Below are 18,540 nucleotides of genomic sequence, written 5' to 3'. Positions count from 1 at the left end.
AGTTAGGGGTCGCCTCCTTTGCGGGGGCGGCTTTTTTTTGAGGACGGATTTGATTTCTTGAGCGTGGAGGTGGCTTTCTTGGGCGCGGGGAACAGTTTCTTGAGCGCGGATTTGATTTCTTGAGCGCGGGAACAGTTTCTTGGGCGCAGATTTGATTTCTTGAGCGCGGGAACAGTTTCTTGAGCGCGGATTCGATTTCTTGAGCGCGGGAACAGTTTCTTGGGCGCGGATTCGATTTCTTGAGCGCGAGGAACAGTTTCTTGAGCGCGGATTTGATTTCTTGAGCGCGGGAACAGTTTCTTGGGCGCTGATTTGATTTCTTGAGCGCGGGAACAGTTTCTTGAGCGCGGATTTGATTTCTTGAGCGCTGGACCAGTTTCTTGAGCGCGGATTCGATTTCTTGAGCGCGGGGAACAGTTTCTTGAGCGCAGATTTGATTTCTTGAGCGTGGAGGTGGCTTTCTTGGGCGCGGATTTGATTTCTTGAGCGCGGGACCAGTTTCTTGGGCGCGGATTTGATTTCTTGAGCGCGGGGAACAGTTTCTTGGGCGCAGATCTGTTTTCTTGAGTGCGGACAGGTTTATATGTAATCCGACTCCCCCGACGCGATTTAAAAAACAAAAAAGCTGTCCCATTGTCGATTTGCTCGACGCCGGAGACAGCGATATTGCTTTTAAAACGGTCTTCTCCCGAAGCCGAAGAAGCCTCTGCCCCTTCTACCAAAACCAGGCCCTTGTCCAGGGAATACTGGCGCGCCCATTACATTTTCCGTTGTCTCGGTATAATAGTGTCGCGGCGTGATAACAGGATGCTGCCTGTTGACGTTGACTATCGGATGAATATATGGTTGTTCAACCGGGAAGAATTGGTCATGGTAACGGCATTGTGTCGGGCAAACAATTGGTTGCAATTGAGTGTTTTGCGGCATTTGATTCATAGGAAGCATCTGGTTCATTCCACAATGTCCTCCACAGTGTCCACGGTGCATCATCATCTTCACTCACCCCCTCGTTCTATTACATGTGAAAATGGACGGGGCATACGGGCGAGCGACTATGGTTGAAAGGAATTTCTGTGTGCTTGTCTCCCCACGTGGGCACATCTAGGTCCCTTTCACTTGTTGATATGCGTCCAATGCACGATTCCTCGCAGCTGCATGATCGACAATTGGCAAAGGATAGGTCACGCCAATTTGAATGTCGGCCTTTTCCAGAACGGAGACAGGCGCTTCCCACGGCTTATGTATATACGGAGCTTGTAGATTGGAAAGTTCCGGCACCCATTTCCGTATATAGCGACCACTCGGGTCAAATTTTTCGCTTTGGAGGAACGGATTAAAAATCCTAAAGTAAGGGGCAGCATCAATGCCGCATCCTGTTACCCATTGCCATCCCGTCGCGTTGTTTGCAGCATCGAAGTCGAGAAGCGTATGCTTAAACCAGTTATAGCCTTCTTGCCACGGAATTAATAAATGTTTGACTAAAAACGAGGCAGTTACCATTCGAACTCGGTTGTGCATCATCCCCGTCTTCCATAGTTCTCGCATGCCTGCATCGACCAATGGATAGCCTGTCTGCCCCCGTTTCCATTTCATAAGTTGCTCTTCTGTCCCTTGCCAAGGGAAATCCAGAAATTGCTTTCGCAACGGATATCGGATGATATCTGGCTTGTGGATTAGCTGGTGGTAGGCAAAATCACGCCATATTAGTTGTTTAAGAAAAGTGTCGATGGATTGATGGACCGAGGCTTCCGTTGTTTCTTCGCTTACAGATTTTGCGGAATGCCACATCGCCTTCACGCTAATGTTTCCTGCAGCTATATACGGCGACAGTTCGGAGGAGGAGCCGCTTGAAATAAAGTCCCTCTTCGCATGATAAAAAGACATTCCATCCTCCAAATATTGTTGCCATTTTTCAACTGCCGGATGCTCTCCCGGTTTCCAATACTCGTCAAACTTCTGATGCCAGTTTTTCTCGTCGATGATCCGCAATTGATTCAACGCAAGGGAGTGAATCCCTCGTTCAATTCCTTTCATCTCAACTGGAAAGGGCCGCGGGCGCGCTACATCTTCCTGCATGCACCTTTTCCAAAAAGAAGTGAACACTTTATAAGGCTCGCCTTGTTTGTTCAACAGATCAGGGCTAAATAAAAGGTGCCCGTGAAATGATTGCACCTTTTTCCCAATTGATTCGAGTTGAGCTTTAATCCTGCTTTCTTTCTTCCGTTCCACAGGCTCATAACGTTCATTGAAATAAACGGCATTTGCTTCAGCCTCATCCATCACCTCAACAAGTGCATCAAACTCATCTCCATATTTAATAAACAGCTTCAAGCCATGTGCCTGAAGCTGTTTTTCAAGTGTTGCGACGGAATGGTAGATCCACCATGAGGACGCTTCACTTTCCGCATATTCTCGCTTATCTTCTTCTGACCAGATAAAGACGGGAATAACGAATCCTTCTTTCGCCGCCTCTGATAATGCAGGGTTATCGTGTAGCCGAAAATCTTTTCTAAACCATACAACTGTTTTTTGCATCATCTTCATCCTTCTTGAGAGGAGTCAATTCTTCTTGCAGTACGAGGACACCATCTGTCATCATGTACACTTTGTCACAATAACTAACGAGACGTGTATCATGCGTTACGACGATGCTCGTTGTTTTCTTATTTTTCGTCTCCCTCTTTAATAAGTCCATTACTTCGTACGCCCGGTCTGAGTCTAAAGATGCCGTTGGTTCGTCAGCTAAGATGATTGATGGGTTACTATATAATGCCTTCGCAATGGCTACACGTTGCCGCTCGCCTCCGGACAAGTCGGACGGGTACTTGCCTCGTAAGTCGCCAATGCCTAAGTCTTTGTAAAGCTGTTCCATCTCATCAACATTCATATTACCCTTTTTCACTTTGTTTAATAGCTTTAATTGCTTTGCCACTGTCAAGAAAGGTATTAAATTCGAAGCTTGAAGGATGAAGCCGATTTCATTCAACCGAATTTGCGCACGCTCTTTTTCAGTCATCTTCGTGACGTTCTTTCCATTCAAGATGACGTCTCCGGAAGTCGGAGTAAGCAGTCCACCGACAATGCTCAGAAACGTACTTTTTCCGGAACCCGAAGGCCCGACAATCGCAATTAATTCCCCACGGCTTGCATGGAATTCCGTGTTCTTTAGCGCATCCACCTTTTTATGACCGCTGCCAAATGTTTTCGTCACATGTTTTAACTCCAGGACTGTCATCATTCACCCTCCAATCGCTTTCAATGGATCTACCCGGACGATCGTCCAAACTGAAAAAACGGCTCCTGCAATAGCTACGATGACAAGAACTGCCCCGTATATGAGCATCGTCGGCAAGTCAAAGGAGACTGGAACAGCGGCTGGTAGGAATGCCCCCGTTGTCAATGTTAGCGCCAATCCGATCATGACGCCGATAGCTGCTAATAGTAAAGTCTGTGCAATGACCGATTTCGATAAATAATAATTAGAGATCCCTTGCGCTTTCATTACACCGAACATACTAATTTTCTGGACAGTTAATACGTAAAGGAAAATGGCTACAATGACTGCTGATATAGCAAATAGAAAATAGATCATGAACGTCAACGTTAAATTTTGTTCGGTGTAGCCAGGCAAGCTTTGAATGAATTCTTCTATTTCAATAACTTGCAGAGCATCGTCTTGAACGACATTGTCTCCTCCGTTCCGGATGACAATTCCATTGATGCGATCATTGTTTGCTTCCGCACCTACTCCGTATTTAACTTTATGGAAAGTGTCAAGGTCGGCGTAAAGAACCGGCGCTGCGTTGAACCTGGCTTTATCGGTAAAGCCGACAATTGTTACTTTTTCTATAGAGGATGATAAATGAAGTTCATCTCCTATGCTAAACCCTTCCTCTTTTAATGAATCGTCCGCGATCACTTCGTTCATCCCCGCAATAGACTTACCTTCCGTCACTTCCGGCATGAGGAATTCGTCTTTTCGAATTCCAAAGAGCGATACATTGGTCTTTTGATCACCATTCCCGGCAATTGCGCTAATTTGGCCAATGACCGCTATTTCGTCAGCCTTTACCGCTTCTGTTTGCTCGATCAACATAGATGATTGATAGAGACTCTTATCAGATTCCTCCGTTAAGATAATTGCAGACGCCTTCCATTTATCGACCGATTCCCGATTTAGATCCTTCAAGTCTGTTGCTAGGCCAGATAAGAAGAAGACGAGATAAGCGACAAGCATGAGGACACCCGTAATCAGTACAAATCTCAGCTTATTCTTTTGGATTTCATTCCACGCGAGAAACATTTTCCACACTCCTTGTCACTTATATTTGCAAAGCTGTCTGGTGAAGACTGTCGGCTGTAGCTGCCACCTTCTTCGTGTCGTTTCCTATTTCCTTAATAACTTGCACAAGTGCCGTCACGTCTGTTTCAATTCGGCTAATATGCTCATTATTGTCCTCTATGGAATGGAGGATCTTCATGAATTTCATTTGTGATTCTTTAGAACCTTTCATCCCAAGGGAAACACTTTCTCGTACTTCGTCAATTGTTCCGACAGCCTGGTCTGTTAAGCTAGTGGATTTACTGACGAGTTCAGTAATTTGCTCAACGGATTGTTTAGATTGCTCCGCTAATTTACGGACTTCCTGGGCTACGACCGCAAAGCCTTTACCAGCGTCCCCCGCTCGCGCTGCTTCAATTGAGGCATTTAAAGCCAACAAGTTTGTCTGTTCTGCAATCTTTTTCACCATCTCGATAATATCGATAATTTCATTCGAGGAGTCTTTCAAATCCCCGATTAGGTTCACCATCTTCTCCGTATTCCCAGAAATGAAGGTCATCTGCTCTTCCAACTGCTCCACCTTCTCATTTCCAAGGACAGCAAAGCTTTGAATCATTTTCACACTCTCAACATTCGAATGGATACTGGAGCGAATGACATGTGCATTTGCATCCACTTGTTCAATTGAGATGCTAGTTTCTTCCGTTAGGCCTGCTAAGTCTTCGCTGATGGATGAAATCTTTCCTTTCAATTCATTTTTCACAATATCATATTGCTCACGCCTCAACTCTTCATTCTTCTTCTCGTATTCTTCCAACACAATTTGCATTTCAAAGTTTATGAGCTTGGAGACGGCCGTAGCAGCTGCCATCCGTTCTTCCCAAGGGCTTACCTTTTCGGAAATCAGTCGGATCAACTTTTCCTGGATTTGTTGAAAGGTACCCATGTACCATTTCGGTTCGACACCCAGGCTGAAGTGCATGTTCGCCAATTTCACCTTTTTTCTGATGGACTCCGTATCTATCCGCCCGTCAAACATTTCCACGATGTAGTCACTTAAAACGCTCTTCAAATAATCCACTTGTGTCCGTTCCTCAATAATTTTACGAAGTTTAGGAACCGCTAATACATTTTCATAAAAAACAGAGACCACATCTTCGATACTTTCTTTAATAATAGGTTGATATGTATGAATCTTTGCCAAATCTTGCAATTCGTTAGGAGGGGCCGGTTTGGGCAGAGCTACTACAAATAATCGTTATTATATCCAGCAGGTTGCGGACATGACGGGTCTTTCCAAGCAGGTCATCCGCAAATGGGAAGAGCGTTACGATCTTATCCGCCCCGAACGGCTACCAAATGGCTACCGCATATATAGCGAGAAAGACATCAATCTCCTCTTGCATGTCAAAACACTCTGTGAAGAAGGCATGCCGATCCGGCAAGCAGTTCAACTGGCCGATAAAATGAAAGAAGAGATAGTTCCCTCCCTTAAGGAACCATCACTCCAAAAGGGCAGGTTGAATGAATTCGTCCTTCAATTATTGGAAAAGGGAAACAGATGCGATGAGCTCGAATTGATGATCACCCTTCAACAGGCAAATTACGAAGTCGGACTTTCCGCCTTGTTGGACCAAGTCATCAAACCTTTCTTGCAGGAAGTCGGCGATCGATGGGAGAGAGGAGAATGGGATGAATACCAAGAATCGGTTTCAAGCCTCGCCGTCCGTGATTATCTCGTGCAGCTCCGAAGAAACAATCAGCATCATCCGGAAGCCCCTGTGGCCCTCGCCGCATGCCTTCCATATGAACGGCATGAAATCCCGCTTCATCTTGTCCTGTTACAATTCATGCTAAAAGGATGGCGTACCTTTCTAGTCGGCGCTTCCCCCGCACCGGGTTCCATCGAGGCAGTGATCCAAAAGATCCGTCCTGACATCGTTATCCTTTCTGCGTCCACTTCCATCCCTTTTGAAGAGGAGCCAGACCTATTGAAGAAGCTTGATGCATTTGCAGCAAAGCAGCCGAACAGCCACTTTTTCATCGGCGGTAAAGGAACGATGGCACAACAAGCCGCAAAAGAGCTACAGGCCATCCGCCTGACAGATGACCTCCAAGATGTGTGGGAGAGTATTGACTTAGGAAAATAAGCGTGACGCAATCGTTTTCAAGCAAAAAGCTGTCGCAGAAAATCAGTCTCTTTGCTGATTTTCTGGACAGCTTCATTTATGCTTTCCCGTCCGTTGAGTCAGGCGGTTTTAGTACTCGACGGCACGCGATCATCATCCGGATTACCTAGGACGCCCTCCGTCTGAGCAACGACAACTGCACAAGCTGCATCCCCTGTAATGTTGACAGCCGTTCGCACCATATCCAGCAGTCGGTCGACACCGAGGACGAGTGCAATTCCTTCGACAGGCAGGCCAACAGATGTTAGAACCATCGCCAGCATGATCAGCCCTGCACCCGGCACAGCAGCCGTTCCTATGCTAGCAAGGACGGCAGTGAGGACGACAGTGAGCAACTGTCCCATTGACAGTTCAATGCCAAAAGCCTGGGCTATGAACACAACTGCTGCCCCTTGCATAATCGCCGTCCCGTCCATATTGATCGTTGCGCCTAAAGATTGTGTAAATGAACTGATCGATTCAGGCACTTTCAACTTCTCTTGTGCAGTCTTCATAGAAATCGGAAGCGTTGCCGCAGAACTCGCCGTACTAAAGGCGACGACCTGCGCAGGAAAGAAGTTTTTGAAGAACCAGATCGGATTCCGCTTGCCGAGTAAAGACACCGAGCCTCCGTAGACGACGACCGAGTGAATGAGAAGAGCACCTAGAACAACACCCATGTACATTCCCATCGCCCGCAGCGCGTCGAACCCTTGACTGCCGACTGCTGATGCAATCAAGCCAAATGCTCCGTATGGCGCAAACTTCATGATGAAAGTGATAAGGTACATAATGAGTTCGTTAGCCTGCTCTAGAAATTCAGTCACTCTTTCCACTCGCTTGCCGAGCATTGCAATCCCGAATCCGACCAATGCTGCAAAGAAGATAATCTGCAACATATTTCCTTCCGCCATTGCAGTGATCGGATTTGTCGGGATGATGCCTAACAACGTATCGGTGACAGGCGGTGCCTCTTCCGCTTCATAATTCGCTCCTGTCGTATCAAAATCCCCCCCTGCACCCGGCTTTAACAGGAGTGCCAAAGAAAGGGCGATGACAATAGCGATAGCGGTTGTAGCTAAGAAGAATACTAATGTCTTCCCACCGATCCTTCCTAACTTCTTAGGATCACCTATGCCAATCGTTCCAAGCGCAATGGAAACAAAAACGACCGGGATGACGAGCATCTTCATTAAATTTAGGAAGATGGTGCCTAACGTTTTGAACAGGTACTTATCAGCATATACGAAAATTCCAGGCGCAAATAAGTTTAGAAGGAGTCCGACAACGACACCGGCAATAAGGGCGATGATAATATTTCGTGCTAACTTCATGGCGATTCCTCCTATGTCTAATAATCGGAAGCATTAAGACGATCTCTTCTATGCTATCTGTCTATCTATCCCTTAGTTTCTTAATTTTGAAACTTCTATTTTTCATACATAAGCAATACAAAAGAGCTGCCCCCTAGATCGGAGACAGCTCTCATACATGCTATTATTGATATGTCTGTGGCAATTCACTTGCATCAAAACCGGAAGCTTCCCTCAACTTTGGCTTGCGGTCATTATTTGGATAATGGACAGGCGAGCCTTCATCGATCATTTCAAGCGATGCGATAAAATCAGGGTCCCTTCTCAATTCCATTTCGTACGGATCAATGAATACGCATTCCATTCAAATCACTCTCCTTCTCATGTTACCAAAGGCAAATGTAACGGGAAATGAAGACGTTAGAAAAATGGTAGTATCCGTTTTCACCTCTATTATTATACCAAATTTTCTGTATAAAATCAAAGAAGCACAGATTGTGTTTCGTTTCATTTGAACAGGATATAATAAAAAGAAGAAGCAAGTCGGAAGGAGACACGATGATGAAACGGATTGTTTTATTCGATGGAGAATGCAATTTCTGCAATTCAAGCGTACAGTTCATTATAAAACGGGATCCTGCCGCCCACTTCCTTTTTTCTTCATTGCAAAGTGAAACCGGGGAAAAGTATGTGAAGCAATATAACATTCCGGATGACGTTGATAGCATTGTGTTAATCGAAAACGGAAAGGCGTACACGAAGTCTTCCGCGGCTCTTCATATTGCTAAAAAGCTAGATGGCTTGTGGCACCTCTTGTTTCTATTTATACTCGTCCCACGTAATATCCGTGACGGCTTTTACGATTATTTTGCGCGCAATCGTTATCGCTGGTTCGGCAAAAATGAAGGTGCATGCATGCTCCCTTCGCCCGAGGAAAGGAAACGATTTATTTAACAATATTCCGGAGTTTCTCCTTTTATGAGAAGCTCCTTTTTATTTTCCACATATTTTTTAAAATCGGACATACATTTAGGAGTAGCAAGATGTTTGTCCAACAAGGTAGTACATACTATGTTGAAAGTTTCATAATTGTCAGGTAAAATGTAGAAAAACAGTTCCAAAGGGAGGAAGTATGGGAAAAAAGTTCATATGTAAGTTGCTTGCTGTATTCGCGCTCTTGCTTTATGTGGGAATCGCACCTCTTCAAATTGTAAGCGCTGACACATCGGTTAGTGAGAGTACAACTAAAATTGCCGCTCCGACATGGGTCGCCTCTGCGAGTTACCTTGCTTTAGGTGATTCACTTGCTGCCGGAATGGACCATCTAGGTGAAATGGGTGACGGTTATGCCGATTACCTTGCAGGTACTATGGAAGAAACAGGGCTATTACATTCTTTCAATAAATCCTTTGCTGTGCCTGGCTATACTACAAAGGACGTGCTGAAGGATATCGAAGAAAATGCGACGCGGAAAGATACTGATGGCAATTCCATCAAGCTCCATGACGCGATTGCTAGTGCAGGTTTAATTACAATCAGTGCGGGTGCGAATGATGTGCTTGCGCATGTGAAGATTGACCCGAAGACGTTTGCTGTCACGTATGACGAGCAAGCGCTTCAAATGGAGATCAAGCAAGTCGGTATGAATTTGATGAAGATCATTACAGAAATCCATAAGCTCAATCCAGACGCACAAGTGTATGTAATGGGCTATTACAATCCTTATCCGCATTTACCAGCAGAGATTCAACCTTTGCTCGCGCAGTTGTTGGCGGGTGTGAATACAGCAATTGAGACGGCAGCACAATTGCCGAATGTTGATTGGATTCAAACTGCTGATGCAGTTGCAAAAGATTTCAAGGTGAATTTGCCAAATCCACAAAATATCCACTTGAGTCCGGAAGGGTATCAAATCGTAGCGGAACAATTTTGGAATAAAGTACAAGCTGACTATCCGTGGATTCCGGTTGATGCTTTCGTAGCAGAAGAAGTTTCAACAGATGCCATCACGCTCACTTGGAAGCCTGCAATATCTGAGGGGCAGATTGCGACATATGATATTTATCTCGGGGATGAAAAGGTCGGATCCGTTGAAGGCGATGTGAATTCATTCACGGTTGGAAAGTTGGAAGAAGATAAATCGTATACATTCTCAATCGTGGCAGTAGATGAAAACGGTACGAGCAGCGAGGAGTCACCTTCCGTAACAGTGACGACGGAAGCTGCAGTCTCATTATTCAACGATATTAAAGGTCATTGGGCCGAGAATGCAATTGAGCAAGCTGCTTCACTTGGAATTTTCAACGGGTATGCAGATGGATCATTCCAACCTGAAAATGCATTGACGCGGGCGCAAGCGGCTTCGATTTTCGTTCGTGCATTGCAGCTGCCAGCAGCTGATATCATCTCTCCATTCGATGATATTGGTGATTATGCGGCCGCAACGCAATCCGACATTCAAACTGCCTTTGCGAACGGACTTGTCAAAGGGGAGGACGGTCATTTCAAGCCGACTGAAAATGTAACGCGTGCACAGTTAGCGCTAATGGTATGGCGCGTAGCAGAAAGCAAGCTTGGAGGCGATCTTCCTACATCCAATACATTCACGCCACCTGGTGATATGGGAGACTATGATGCAGAGACAGTCCAAGCAATTGCAACAATGAGCGGACTTGGCGTCATCTCGTTGGAAGATGGAGCATTCCATCCAACTGAACCAGCGACGCGCGCATTTGCTGCGAGTCTATTGACGAAGTTGTTGAGTTTAACGAATCAATAATATGAGAAGAGACTGTCCGGAGAGTCGCTGAGTCGACTTTTTGGCAGTCTCTTTTTTGGGTTAGGGGTGTTTTATGATCACTTAGCTGGATTTATGATCACTTGAAGCGATTTATGATCACTTAGCTGGATTTATGATCACTCACCTGGATTTATGATCACTCACCTGGATTTATGATCACTCGTAACGATTTATGATCACTTACTTGGATTTATGATCACTCACAGCGATTTATGATCACTCACCTGGATTTATGATCACTTACAACGGTTTATGATCACTTGCGCTACTAGAAACAGAGCTGCCCAGATAGTCAGTAAAAACTGACTTTCTGGACAGCTCCTTTATGCTTCTTGCTGCAGTTTTTCATTCTCCTCCGCCGTAAATGCACGGGACCGTGTGAGGAATCGCTTCCCTTCCACTCCCTCCAAAGAGAACATGCCTCCCCTTCCATCCACGACGTCAATGATCAGCTGCGTGTGCTTCCAATATTCAAACTGGTTTTTATGCATGTAGAAAGGCGTGCCGCCAATATGCCCAAGAAGGACGTCCTGATCACCGATAATCAGGTCGCCTTCCGGATAACACATCGGAGAGGAGCCGTCACAACACCCTCCCGATTGGTGGAACATCAATGGGCCATGCTTTCCCTTCAATAATTCGATCAATTCCAAAGCGGCGTCCGTTGCAAGAACGCGTTCTGGCATCGGCATTCCTCCTTTTCACTCAACAATCAAGTGTTTCTTAAAAGAAGCCTAATTTGTCTTCGCTATAGCTGACGAGCATATTTTTCGTCTGTTGGTAATGCGACAGCATTTGCAGATGGTTTTCTCGTCCGATTCCAGAAGCCTTGTAGCCTCCGAAAGCGGCATGCGCCGGATATGCATGGTAGCAGTTCGTCCAGACGCGTCCGGCTTCAATGCCCCGTCCGAAGCGATACGCCGTATTCATATCACGTGTCCAAACGCCTGCACCTAAACCGTATAATGTATCGTTCGCAATTTCCAACGCTTCTTCCTTCGTCTTGAACGTCGTGACAGACACGACAGGTCCGAAGATTTCCTCTTGGAAGATGCGCATTTTATTATTCCCTTTGAAGACGGTCGGTTTGACATAATATCCGTCAGCCAACTCGCCGCTTAGTTTATTTTGCTCGCCGCCGACGAGGCACTCGGCGCCTTCCTGCTTACCGATATCGAGGTATGAAAGGATTTTTTCCAGTTGCTCTGTCGAAGCTTGCGCACCCATCATGACTGTCGGATCGAGCGGATTGCCGGTCTTGATCGCCTTGACACGCTCAATTGCACGCTCAATGAATTTGTCGTAAATGGATTCCTGGATCAATGCACGTGAAGGGCATGTGCACACTTCCCCTTGGTTCAGCGCAAACATGACGAAGCCTTCAATCGCTTTATCGAGGAATGAATCGTCTTCCGCCATAACATCCTCGAAGAAGATATTTGGCGATTTCCCACCAAGCTCAAGCGTCATCGGAATCAAATTTTGTGATGCATATTGCATGATGAGGCGGCCCGTCGTCGTCTCGCCCGTGAATGCGATTTTTCCGATCCGAGGATTTGACGCAAGCGGTTTGCCCGCTTCCAATCCGAATCCATTAACGATATTGACGACTCCAGCAGGCAATAAATCCTCGATTAATTCCATTAATACTAAGATGGATGACGGTGTTTGTTCCGCTGGCTTCAAAACTACACAGTTCCCTGCTGCGAGCGCAGGAGCAAGCTTCCAAACCGCCATTAACAGCGGGAAGTTCCAAGGGATGATCTGTCCTACGACCCCGATCGGCTCATGGAAATGGTACGCCACTGTATTGTTGTCGATTTGGCTGACTCCGCCTTCTTGCGCACGGATTGCCGAAGCGAAATATCTGAAATGGTCGATTGCAAGCGGCAGATCGGCATTCAATGTTTCACGAACCGCTTTTCCGTTTTCCCACGTTTCCGCAACGGCAAGCATTTCAAGATTCGCTTCCATGCGATCAGCAATTTTCAACAGGATATTCGCCCGTTCCGTGACGGATGTTTTACCCCAAGCATCTTTCGCAGCATGTGCCGCATCCAGCGCAAGCTCAATGTCTTCCGCAGTTGAACGTGCCACTTGCGTAAACACTTTGCCTGTGACTGGCGTCGGGTTGTCGAAGTACTGACCATTCACCGGGGCAACCCATTTTCCGCCGATAAAATTATCATAGCGTTCCTTGAAATTCACCTTTGCCCCTTCTGTGTTCGGAAATGCATAAACGTGATTCTCAACAGCTTGTACCATGTTCCATTCCTCCCTATTCTTTATAGATTGCTATAGTAAGTGCAAAAATTGCACACAAAGCCACCATATGCGCGAGTGTGTAGTGTCATTCCTATTGAATACGCTTACATTTGCTGCGGTTATTAAGAATGAAGAGTCTGTGAATTCATTCTATCTGACTATACTAACTATTGCAAGTTAGATAGTTTATCACCGTTTGCTAAGGTTTTATAGTCGCCCATCGTTTACCATTTGTTCATCCCTCCGTAATAATTTGTTCATACTTTCCTTTTACAATGAAAACAACGAGTACAAGAGAGGGGTTTTTATTATGGCAAGTTCATTTGGGAAACGTTTCGTTTCGACAGTCGGGGCGGGAATTCTCGGCTCCGCGCTTACGTTGGGAGTCGTAGCGAATACTGATATTTTACAAACAAAAACATATAAGGAAGAGACAGCGTCGGCTGTGACGGGGAATTCTTCCTCAAGTCCGAATATCGTTCAAACGTCAGCGGATTCTCCTGCAACATTATCCGATATGGTGGAGCATGCATCAAAAGGGATTGTCGGTGTATCGAACTTCAAATCTAATGGCAACCGATTCGCCGGCAACTCGGAGCTTTCGGAATACGGCACAGGCTCTGGCGTCATTTATAAAATTGACGGAGCAAGCGCCTATATCGTGACGAATAACCACGTCATCGAAGGTGCAGGTAAAATCGAAGTGACATTGCAAGGCAGCGAAAAGGAGACTGCCGAACTGATCGGAAGCGACGCATTGACCGATTTGGCCGTCTTGAAAATTAGCAGTAAACAAGTCGATACTGCTCTTGAATTTGGTGATTCCGATAAATTGCGTGCAGGCGACCCGGTCGTCGCAATCGGAAATCCGCTCAGTCTAGATTTCTCCGGCACAGTCACGCAAGGTATCATTAGTGCGCCTTCACGTTCCATCAATGTGAATACGACCGCGGGCAGCTGGGAAATGAACGTCATCCAAACTGACGCAGCGATCAATCCCGGCAACAGCGGCGGCGCCCTTTTGACGACTGACGGAAAACTGATCGGCATTAACAGTCTAAAAATCGCAGAAAACGGCGTGGAAGGCCTTGGCTTCGCAATCCCAAGCAATGAAGTCGTTCCATTGCTTGAACAAATTACGAAAAACGGCAAAATCGAACGGCCTTATATCGGCGTCGGCCTCGCAGATCTTGCTGACGTGCCATATATGTATGTGCAGAACTTGCCGCAAGAAGTAAAAGGCGGCGTAATGGTCGCAAGCGTTGACCCGACATCCGCTGCAGGCAAGGCCGGTTTAAAAGAGCAGGACGTCATTACTGCAATTAACGGAACCGCCATCAACAATTCAATGGAACTGCGTAAATTCCTTTATTCCGAGCTTTCCATTGGAGACAAAGCGACACTCACTGTTTACACAGGCTCCAAAAAACGGACAGTCGAATTGACGTTGACTAGTAATTCACCGGTGGAATAAAAAAATTTTAAGGCAAGTGGCAATGGGCAGGAATTTCCTCAGCCTGATTGAAAACGCTTGCCAGCCTAGGCGCGAAGTCGAGCGAAGACGCGAATAGAACTAAGGTTCATGAGCGGACGAGCGAGACGAGCAACAACGGATGCGAGCGTTTGTCAACAGGCTGAAACACCTCTGCCATTGAGGCGGAGGTGTTTATTTATGATTGAATCAATTTATCTGCCTGCAAATAGCCTTCCCCTAAATTCGTAATGGTCGTTCCGCCTCTTCCTTGGCGGGCGTTCAAAAGCCCTAGTTCTTGCAACACTTCCAAACGCAAGCGGATTTGCTGTTCGGATAAATAAATATCATGTTCCTCAAGTAGCCTTTTCAGCTTTACCCGTCCAAATGTTTTTAACTGGGCTTTCCCTTCAGCATAAATGGTTAATATTTTTATGCTTTCCTTCAAAAAGCCATGCTCTTCAATTTTCTTGTTAATGGACAGTATCTCGCTTTGCGATAGGTTTGCAACATCTGTATAGGAGTCCTTTTCCGGCTCATATCCAACGGCATTAGGATCGGCTAGTGAAACTTGGGATTTTACATAACGATTCACCATTTGCTCATGAGTGAATCCTGCTTCCAACGCCTCCGCAATCGCCCATACCGTGCCATAAGATAACAATCGATCGCCAATATCGATGACATTCGAATATCTGCTCGGGACAAATTCCATCTCTCCCGGAGTGACGATGTAATCGATATCAGCAGGAATAGCTTGCTCCGGATTGTTTTCGTCATCTAAATAATACGTATGGGTAAAGAAAATGTTTTTTAAGGAATCCAGTGTTTCCTGGGCGTTCTCAAGTGTATCGTTTACAACTAATAATTTCTGCCCTGCAGGTAGATCAATCAATCGCTTTGTGTTCGCGATATTCACTTCCCGATGTGCAATGATTGTCTTGCACCCGTTTGGAATGAACGGACGGATAACTCCCATCAAAATCGATCTTGATAAAATGACAATATCTTCTGCTGCAATGCTGTCTCCATCCAAGTCTTTGACGACCAATTTCGAGATGATTGCTTTATCACCAAAAATGAGTTCCAGTTGTTTTGAAATTATCGTTAAATAACCTTCATGTATCGAGATGATATGAATTTTGGTTTTCATTCTTTCTCCTCATCTTCCCTAATCCATCCACTAATTAGTTTCCATCATACCATAATGACTAGGTATATAGACTGTTTCGCTAGCAGAATCGCTTCATTCAATCGATGAGATGACAGGCAACCCAATGGTCCTTTTCTGCCTCTTTCCAAATGGGTGTCTCTTTGCACTTTTCCATTGCAAACGGACAGCGCGTCCGGAAACGGCATCCAGTCGGCGGATTCATCGGGTTCGGAAGGTCTCCCGTTAGCACGATGCGTTCCCTGCCGCGTTCTTCCATTGGATCCGGAACCGGAACTGCAGACATTAAGGCTTGTGTATAGGGGTGAAAAGGATTTTCACTGATCGCTTTTGTAGGAGCAAGCTCGACAAGATTCCCTAAATACATAACACCAATACGATCACTTATATACTTCACCATAGAAATATCATGCGCGATAAATAAATATGTCAAATCCTTCTCATACTGCAAATCCTTCAGCAAATTAACGACTTGAGCTTGGATCGATACATCTAGCGCAGAGATCGGCTCATCCGCTATGATCACTTCTGGATTTACCGCCAACGCACGAGCAATACCAACCCTTTGTCTTTGGCCTCCTGAAAACTCATGCGGGTAACGATTCATAAATTCCTTATTCAGCCCTACGATTTCAAGAAGATTTTGCACAATATCCTTTCTATCTTTTGGACTAGCCGCCAATCGATGGATATCGATCCCTTCCGCTACAGAGTCGAGCACTTTTTTCCGCGGATCAAGAGAAGCATATGGATCTTGGAAAATCATTTGGATCTTTTGCTTCATTCGATTTTCCTGTCCCTTTTTTAACTGGCCGTGAATAGGCTCGCCGTCAAAGTACACTTCCCCGCCTGTAGGTTCATATAGACGGATGATTGTTCTTCCGGTTGTCGATTTCCCGCATCCTGACTCTCCGACCAAGCCGAGCGTCTCCCCTTTTTTTATATCGAAAGAAACGCCATCAACAGCGCGTAGTTGTTTGTTGCCGGAAAGATGGAAATGCTTCTGTAGGTCCTTCACTTGTATGATCGGGGACGTATCCCCTATTTTACTTTTTCTCTTTTTTGCTACTACAACTTTTTCCCTTTCTTTCACTTGAATGACCGTCGATAGATCAGGAGCCTTCGGATGCAGCATCCAAGTGGCAGCATAATGGCTGTCCGATACTTTGAACATCGGCGGCTGGGTTTTATAATCGATCGCCAAGGCAAATTCATTTCGCGCAGCAAATGCATCCCCTACTGGCGGATGCAATAAATCGGGAGGCGAACCAGGGATGGAGTAGAGCTCTTCATCCGCATCCAAATCGGGAATCGATTTCAACAGCCCCCATGTATAAGGGTGCTGTGATTCATAAAAGACTTCATTGACCGTTCCTTCCTCAACAATTTTGCCTGCATACATGACAGCAACTTTATCCGCCATATTTGCAACGACACCCAAGTCATGGGTGATAAGGATAATTGCCGTGCCCATCCGCTTTTGAATGTCTTTTAATAAATCCAATATCTGCGCTTGAATTGTTACGTCCAATGCTGTTGTCGGTTCATCTGCTATGAGAAGCCTAGGGTTACACGCAATGGCAATCGCAATGACAACACGCTGTCTCATTCCGCCTGAAAACTGATGGGGATACTGGTGTACGCGTGTTGCCGGCTCCGGTATGCCGACCAGCTCCAAAATTTCAATTGCTCGCTTCTGCGCCTCTTTTTTCGATAATCCTTGATGCTTAATGACACTTTCAGCGACTTGTTTTCCAATAGTCATCGTAGGATTCAACGCTGTCATCGGATCTTGGAACACCATGGCAATTTCCGAACCACGGACAACTTCCATTCTCTTTTCAGGCGCTTCCAACAAGTCTTGACCGTCGAAAAGAACCTGTCCCTCATCGTATGTTGCGATTTTATCCGGCAGCAACTTCATGATCGCTTTGGAGGTGACCGATTTGCCTGACCCCGATTCCCCTACAATCGCCAAAGTTTCCCCTTCATTTATCGTAAAATTGACACCCCGGACGGCTTTAACGACCCCCGCCTGGGTATGGAATGATACATGTAAGTCTTTCACTTCCAGTAATGGCTTCATCGAAATCCCCCCTTTGTTCTTTACATCCAACACATCATTTTTTCATTTTCGGATCGAGCGCATCCCTTAGACCGTCCGCCAACAGGTTGAAACAGACCATCAGTCCGACAATGACCAGTGCCGGGAACAGCAAGAGGTAAAAATGGTTTCTCATTGCTTGAAATCCGTCATTTATTAAAACACCAAGAGAAGCGAGTGGCTCTTGCAGTCCGAGCCCGATGAAACTTAAAAATGCTTCGGTGAAAATCGCGGCAGGAATTGTAAACATCATATTGACGATAATCAAACCGACCGTATTCGGAATGAAATGCTCTTTAATAAGCCTGCCGTTCGATGCTCCTAGCGCCCTGGAGGCGAGAATGAATTCCTGGGTTTTCAGTTTAAATACTTGTGATCTTACGAGCCTCGCCATATTCACCCAACCCGTAATGACCATCGCGATTGTAATTGTGACAATCCCCGGTTTCATAAGCATAATAAGCAAGATGATCAAAATAAGATTCGGAATTCCGACCAACACTTCAATGATCCGCTGCATGACGTTATCGACACGTCCGCCTAATAGAGCGGAAATAGCTCCATACATAACTCCGATGATCAAGTCGAGAGTAGCTGCTAAAAATGCGATGTATAAAGATATCCTTGTCCCTTCCCAAATCCGTGTCCATTGGTCTCGGCCGAAACGGTCCGTTCCAAGCCAATGCTCGCTGCTCGGCTTCTGGAACACTTTATCGTAATCGGTCTGCTCGTAGGAGTACTCGTTAAGATGCGGCCCGATAATCGCCATGACAATAAGAATCGATAAAATGACCAAACTTAGCATCGCGCCTTTATTTTTCTTGAGACGTATCCAGCTTTCCTTAAACATGCTCATTTGAGGTCGAGTGATGACTTCCTGTGAATCTTTTTGATAGCCGACGACTTCAAAAGAATTTTCATCGAAATCCATTTCAACCAATTCATCCAGCCGGCCTTCATATTCTT

At 45.7% G+C, this 18,540-nt stretch carries 17 protein-coding genes; 4 read left to right on the top strand and 13 right to left on the bottom strand.

Going from position 1 to position 18,540, the window contains the following annotated elements:
* Positions 1-2: 2 nt before the first annotated feature.
* From ACTHPA_RS04320 to ACTHPA_RS04295, 6 genes are all read right to left on the bottom strand, one after another.
* Positions 3-722 carry a hypothetical protein gene (locus tag ACTHPA_RS04320; protein ID WP_440498945.1) on the bottom strand — a complete coding sequence of 240 codons (720 nt, stop codon included), beginning with the start codon at positions 720-722 and terminating at the stop codon, positions 3-5.
* Positions 673-993, bottom strand: coding sequence for a hypothetical protein (locus ACTHPA_RS04315; RefSeq protein ID WP_440498944.1), 321 nt, complete (start codon positions 991-993; stop codon positions 673-675). The genes ACTHPA_RS04320 and ACTHPA_RS04315 overlap by 50 nt, the downstream gene beginning before the upstream one ends.
* Positions 994-1,101: 108 nt before the next feature.
* On the bottom strand, positions 1,102-2,535 hold the full coding sequence (locus ACTHPA_RS04310) for a cryptochrome/photolyase family protein (protein WP_440498942.1): 1,434 nt from the start codon (positions 2,533-2,535) through the stop codon (positions 1,102-1,104).
* Positions 2,510-3,235, bottom strand: coding sequence for an ABC transporter ATP-binding protein (locus tag ACTHPA_RS04305; protein WP_440498940.1), 726 nt, complete (start codon positions 3,233-3,235; stop codon positions 2,510-2,512). Before ACTHPA_RS04305 ends, ACTHPA_RS04310 begins: the two co-directional genes overlap by 26 nt.
* A gap of 3 nt (positions 3,236-3,238) precedes the next feature.
* On the bottom strand, positions 3,239-4,303 hold the full coding sequence (locus tag ACTHPA_RS04300) for an ABC transporter permease (protein ID WP_440498938.1): 1,065 nt from the start codon (positions 4,301-4,303) through the stop codon (positions 3,239-3,241).
* A gap of 19 nt (positions 4,304-4,322) precedes the next feature.
* Positions 4,323-5,486: a protoglobin domain-containing protein gene (locus ACTHPA_RS04295; RefSeq protein ID WP_440498936.1), complete on the bottom strand. Its 1,164-nt coding sequence runs from the start codon at positions 5,484-5,486 to the stop codon at positions 4,323-4,325.
* 28 nt (positions 5,487-5,514) lie between these two features.
* Between ACTHPA_RS04295 and ACTHPA_RS04290 the strand changes: the two genes are divergently transcribed.
* Positions 5,515-6,432 (top strand): MerR family transcriptional regulator, encoded by a 918-nt coding sequence (locus ACTHPA_RS04290; protein ID WP_440498934.1) that lies wholly within the window; start codon positions 5,515-5,517, stop codon positions 6,430-6,432.
* A gap of 98 nt (positions 6,433-6,530) precedes the next feature.
* Here the strand turns inward: ACTHPA_RS04290 and ACTHPA_RS04285 are convergent, their stop codons facing one another.
* Both ACTHPA_RS04285 and ACTHPA_RS04280 read right to left on the bottom strand, forming a co-directional pair.
* Positions 6,531-7,784 (bottom strand): dicarboxylate/amino acid:cation symporter, encoded by a 1,254-nt coding sequence (locus ACTHPA_RS04285; protein WP_440498932.1) that lies wholly within the window; start codon positions 7,782-7,784, stop codon positions 6,531-6,533.
* Positions 7,785-7,947: 163 nt separating this feature from the next.
* Complete coding sequence (locus ACTHPA_RS04280) at positions 7,948-8,127, bottom strand: hypothetical protein (protein WP_440498930.1); 180 nt, start codon at positions 8,125-8,127, stop codon at positions 7,948-7,950.
* Between the two features lie 197 nt (positions 8,128-8,324).
* Between ACTHPA_RS04280 and ACTHPA_RS04275 the strand changes: the two genes are divergently transcribed.
* Both ACTHPA_RS04275 and ACTHPA_RS04270 read left to right on the top strand, forming a co-directional pair.
* Entirely contained in the window at positions 8,325-8,717 is a 393-nt protein-coding gene (locus ACTHPA_RS04275) for a thiol-disulfide oxidoreductase DCC family protein (protein ID WP_440498928.1), read from the top strand.
* A gap of 178 nt (positions 8,718-8,895) precedes the next feature.
* Complete coding sequence (locus ACTHPA_RS04270) at positions 8,896-10,542, top strand: S-layer homology domain-containing protein (protein ID WP_440498926.1); 1,647 nt, start codon at positions 8,896-8,898, stop codon at positions 10,540-10,542.
* A gap of 344 nt (positions 10,543-10,886) precedes the next feature.
* On the opposite strand, the gene ACTHPA_RS04265 is transcribed toward ACTHPA_RS04270, so the two are convergent.
* Entirely contained in the window at positions 10,887-11,249 is a 363-nt protein-coding gene (locus ACTHPA_RS04265; RefSeq protein WP_440498925.1) for a DUF779 domain-containing protein, read from the bottom strand.
* 37 nt (positions 11,250-11,286) lie between these two features.
* Positions 11,287-12,828 carry an aldehyde dehydrogenase gene (gene adh, locus ACTHPA_RS04260; protein WP_440498923.1) on the bottom strand — a complete coding sequence of 514 codons (1,542 nt, stop codon included), beginning with the start codon at positions 12,826-12,828 and terminating at the stop codon, positions 11,287-11,289.
* 310 nt (positions 12,829-13,138) lie between these two features.
* Between adh and ACTHPA_RS04255 the strand changes: the two genes are divergently transcribed.
* Positions 13,139-14,302 carry a S1C family serine protease gene (locus ACTHPA_RS04255; protein WP_440498921.1) on the top strand — a complete coding sequence of 388 codons (1,164 nt, stop codon included), beginning with the start codon at positions 13,139-13,141 and terminating at the stop codon, positions 14,300-14,302.
* 196 nt (positions 14,303-14,498) lie between these two features.
* Here the strand turns inward: ACTHPA_RS04255 and ACTHPA_RS04250 are convergent, their stop codons facing one another.
* From ACTHPA_RS04250 to ACTHPA_RS04240, 3 genes are all read right to left on the bottom strand, one after another.
* A complete protein-coding gene (locus tag ACTHPA_RS04250) occupies positions 14,499-15,452 on the bottom strand; it encodes a winged-helix domain-containing protein (protein WP_440498919.1) in 954 nt (317 codons plus the stop codon).
* 97 nt (positions 15,453-15,549) lie between these two features.
* The gene (locus ACTHPA_RS04245; RefSeq protein ID WP_440498918.1) at positions 15,550-17,556 is read right to left on the bottom strand and encodes an ABC transporter ATP-binding protein; all 2,007 of its coding nucleotides are present in this window, start codon (positions 17,554-17,556) and stop codon (positions 15,550-15,552) included.
* Positions 17,557-17,590: 34 nt separating this feature from the next.
* The gene (locus tag ACTHPA_RS04240) at positions 17,591-18,505 is read right to left on the bottom strand and encodes an ABC transporter permease (RefSeq protein ID WP_440499209.1); all 915 of its coding nucleotides are present in this window, start codon (positions 18,503-18,505) and stop codon (positions 17,591-17,593) included.
* Positions 18,506-18,540: the final 35 nt, after the last annotated feature.

Origin of the sequence: Sporosarcina sp. SAFN-015, assembly GCF_051966875.1 — a bacterium.
Lineage (GTDB): Bacteria > Bacillota > Bacilli > Bacillales_A > Planococcaceae > Sporosarcina.
The sequence above is the reverse complement of the archived record's forward strand: the minus strand, read 5'-3'. Positions and strand labels throughout refer to the sequence as shown.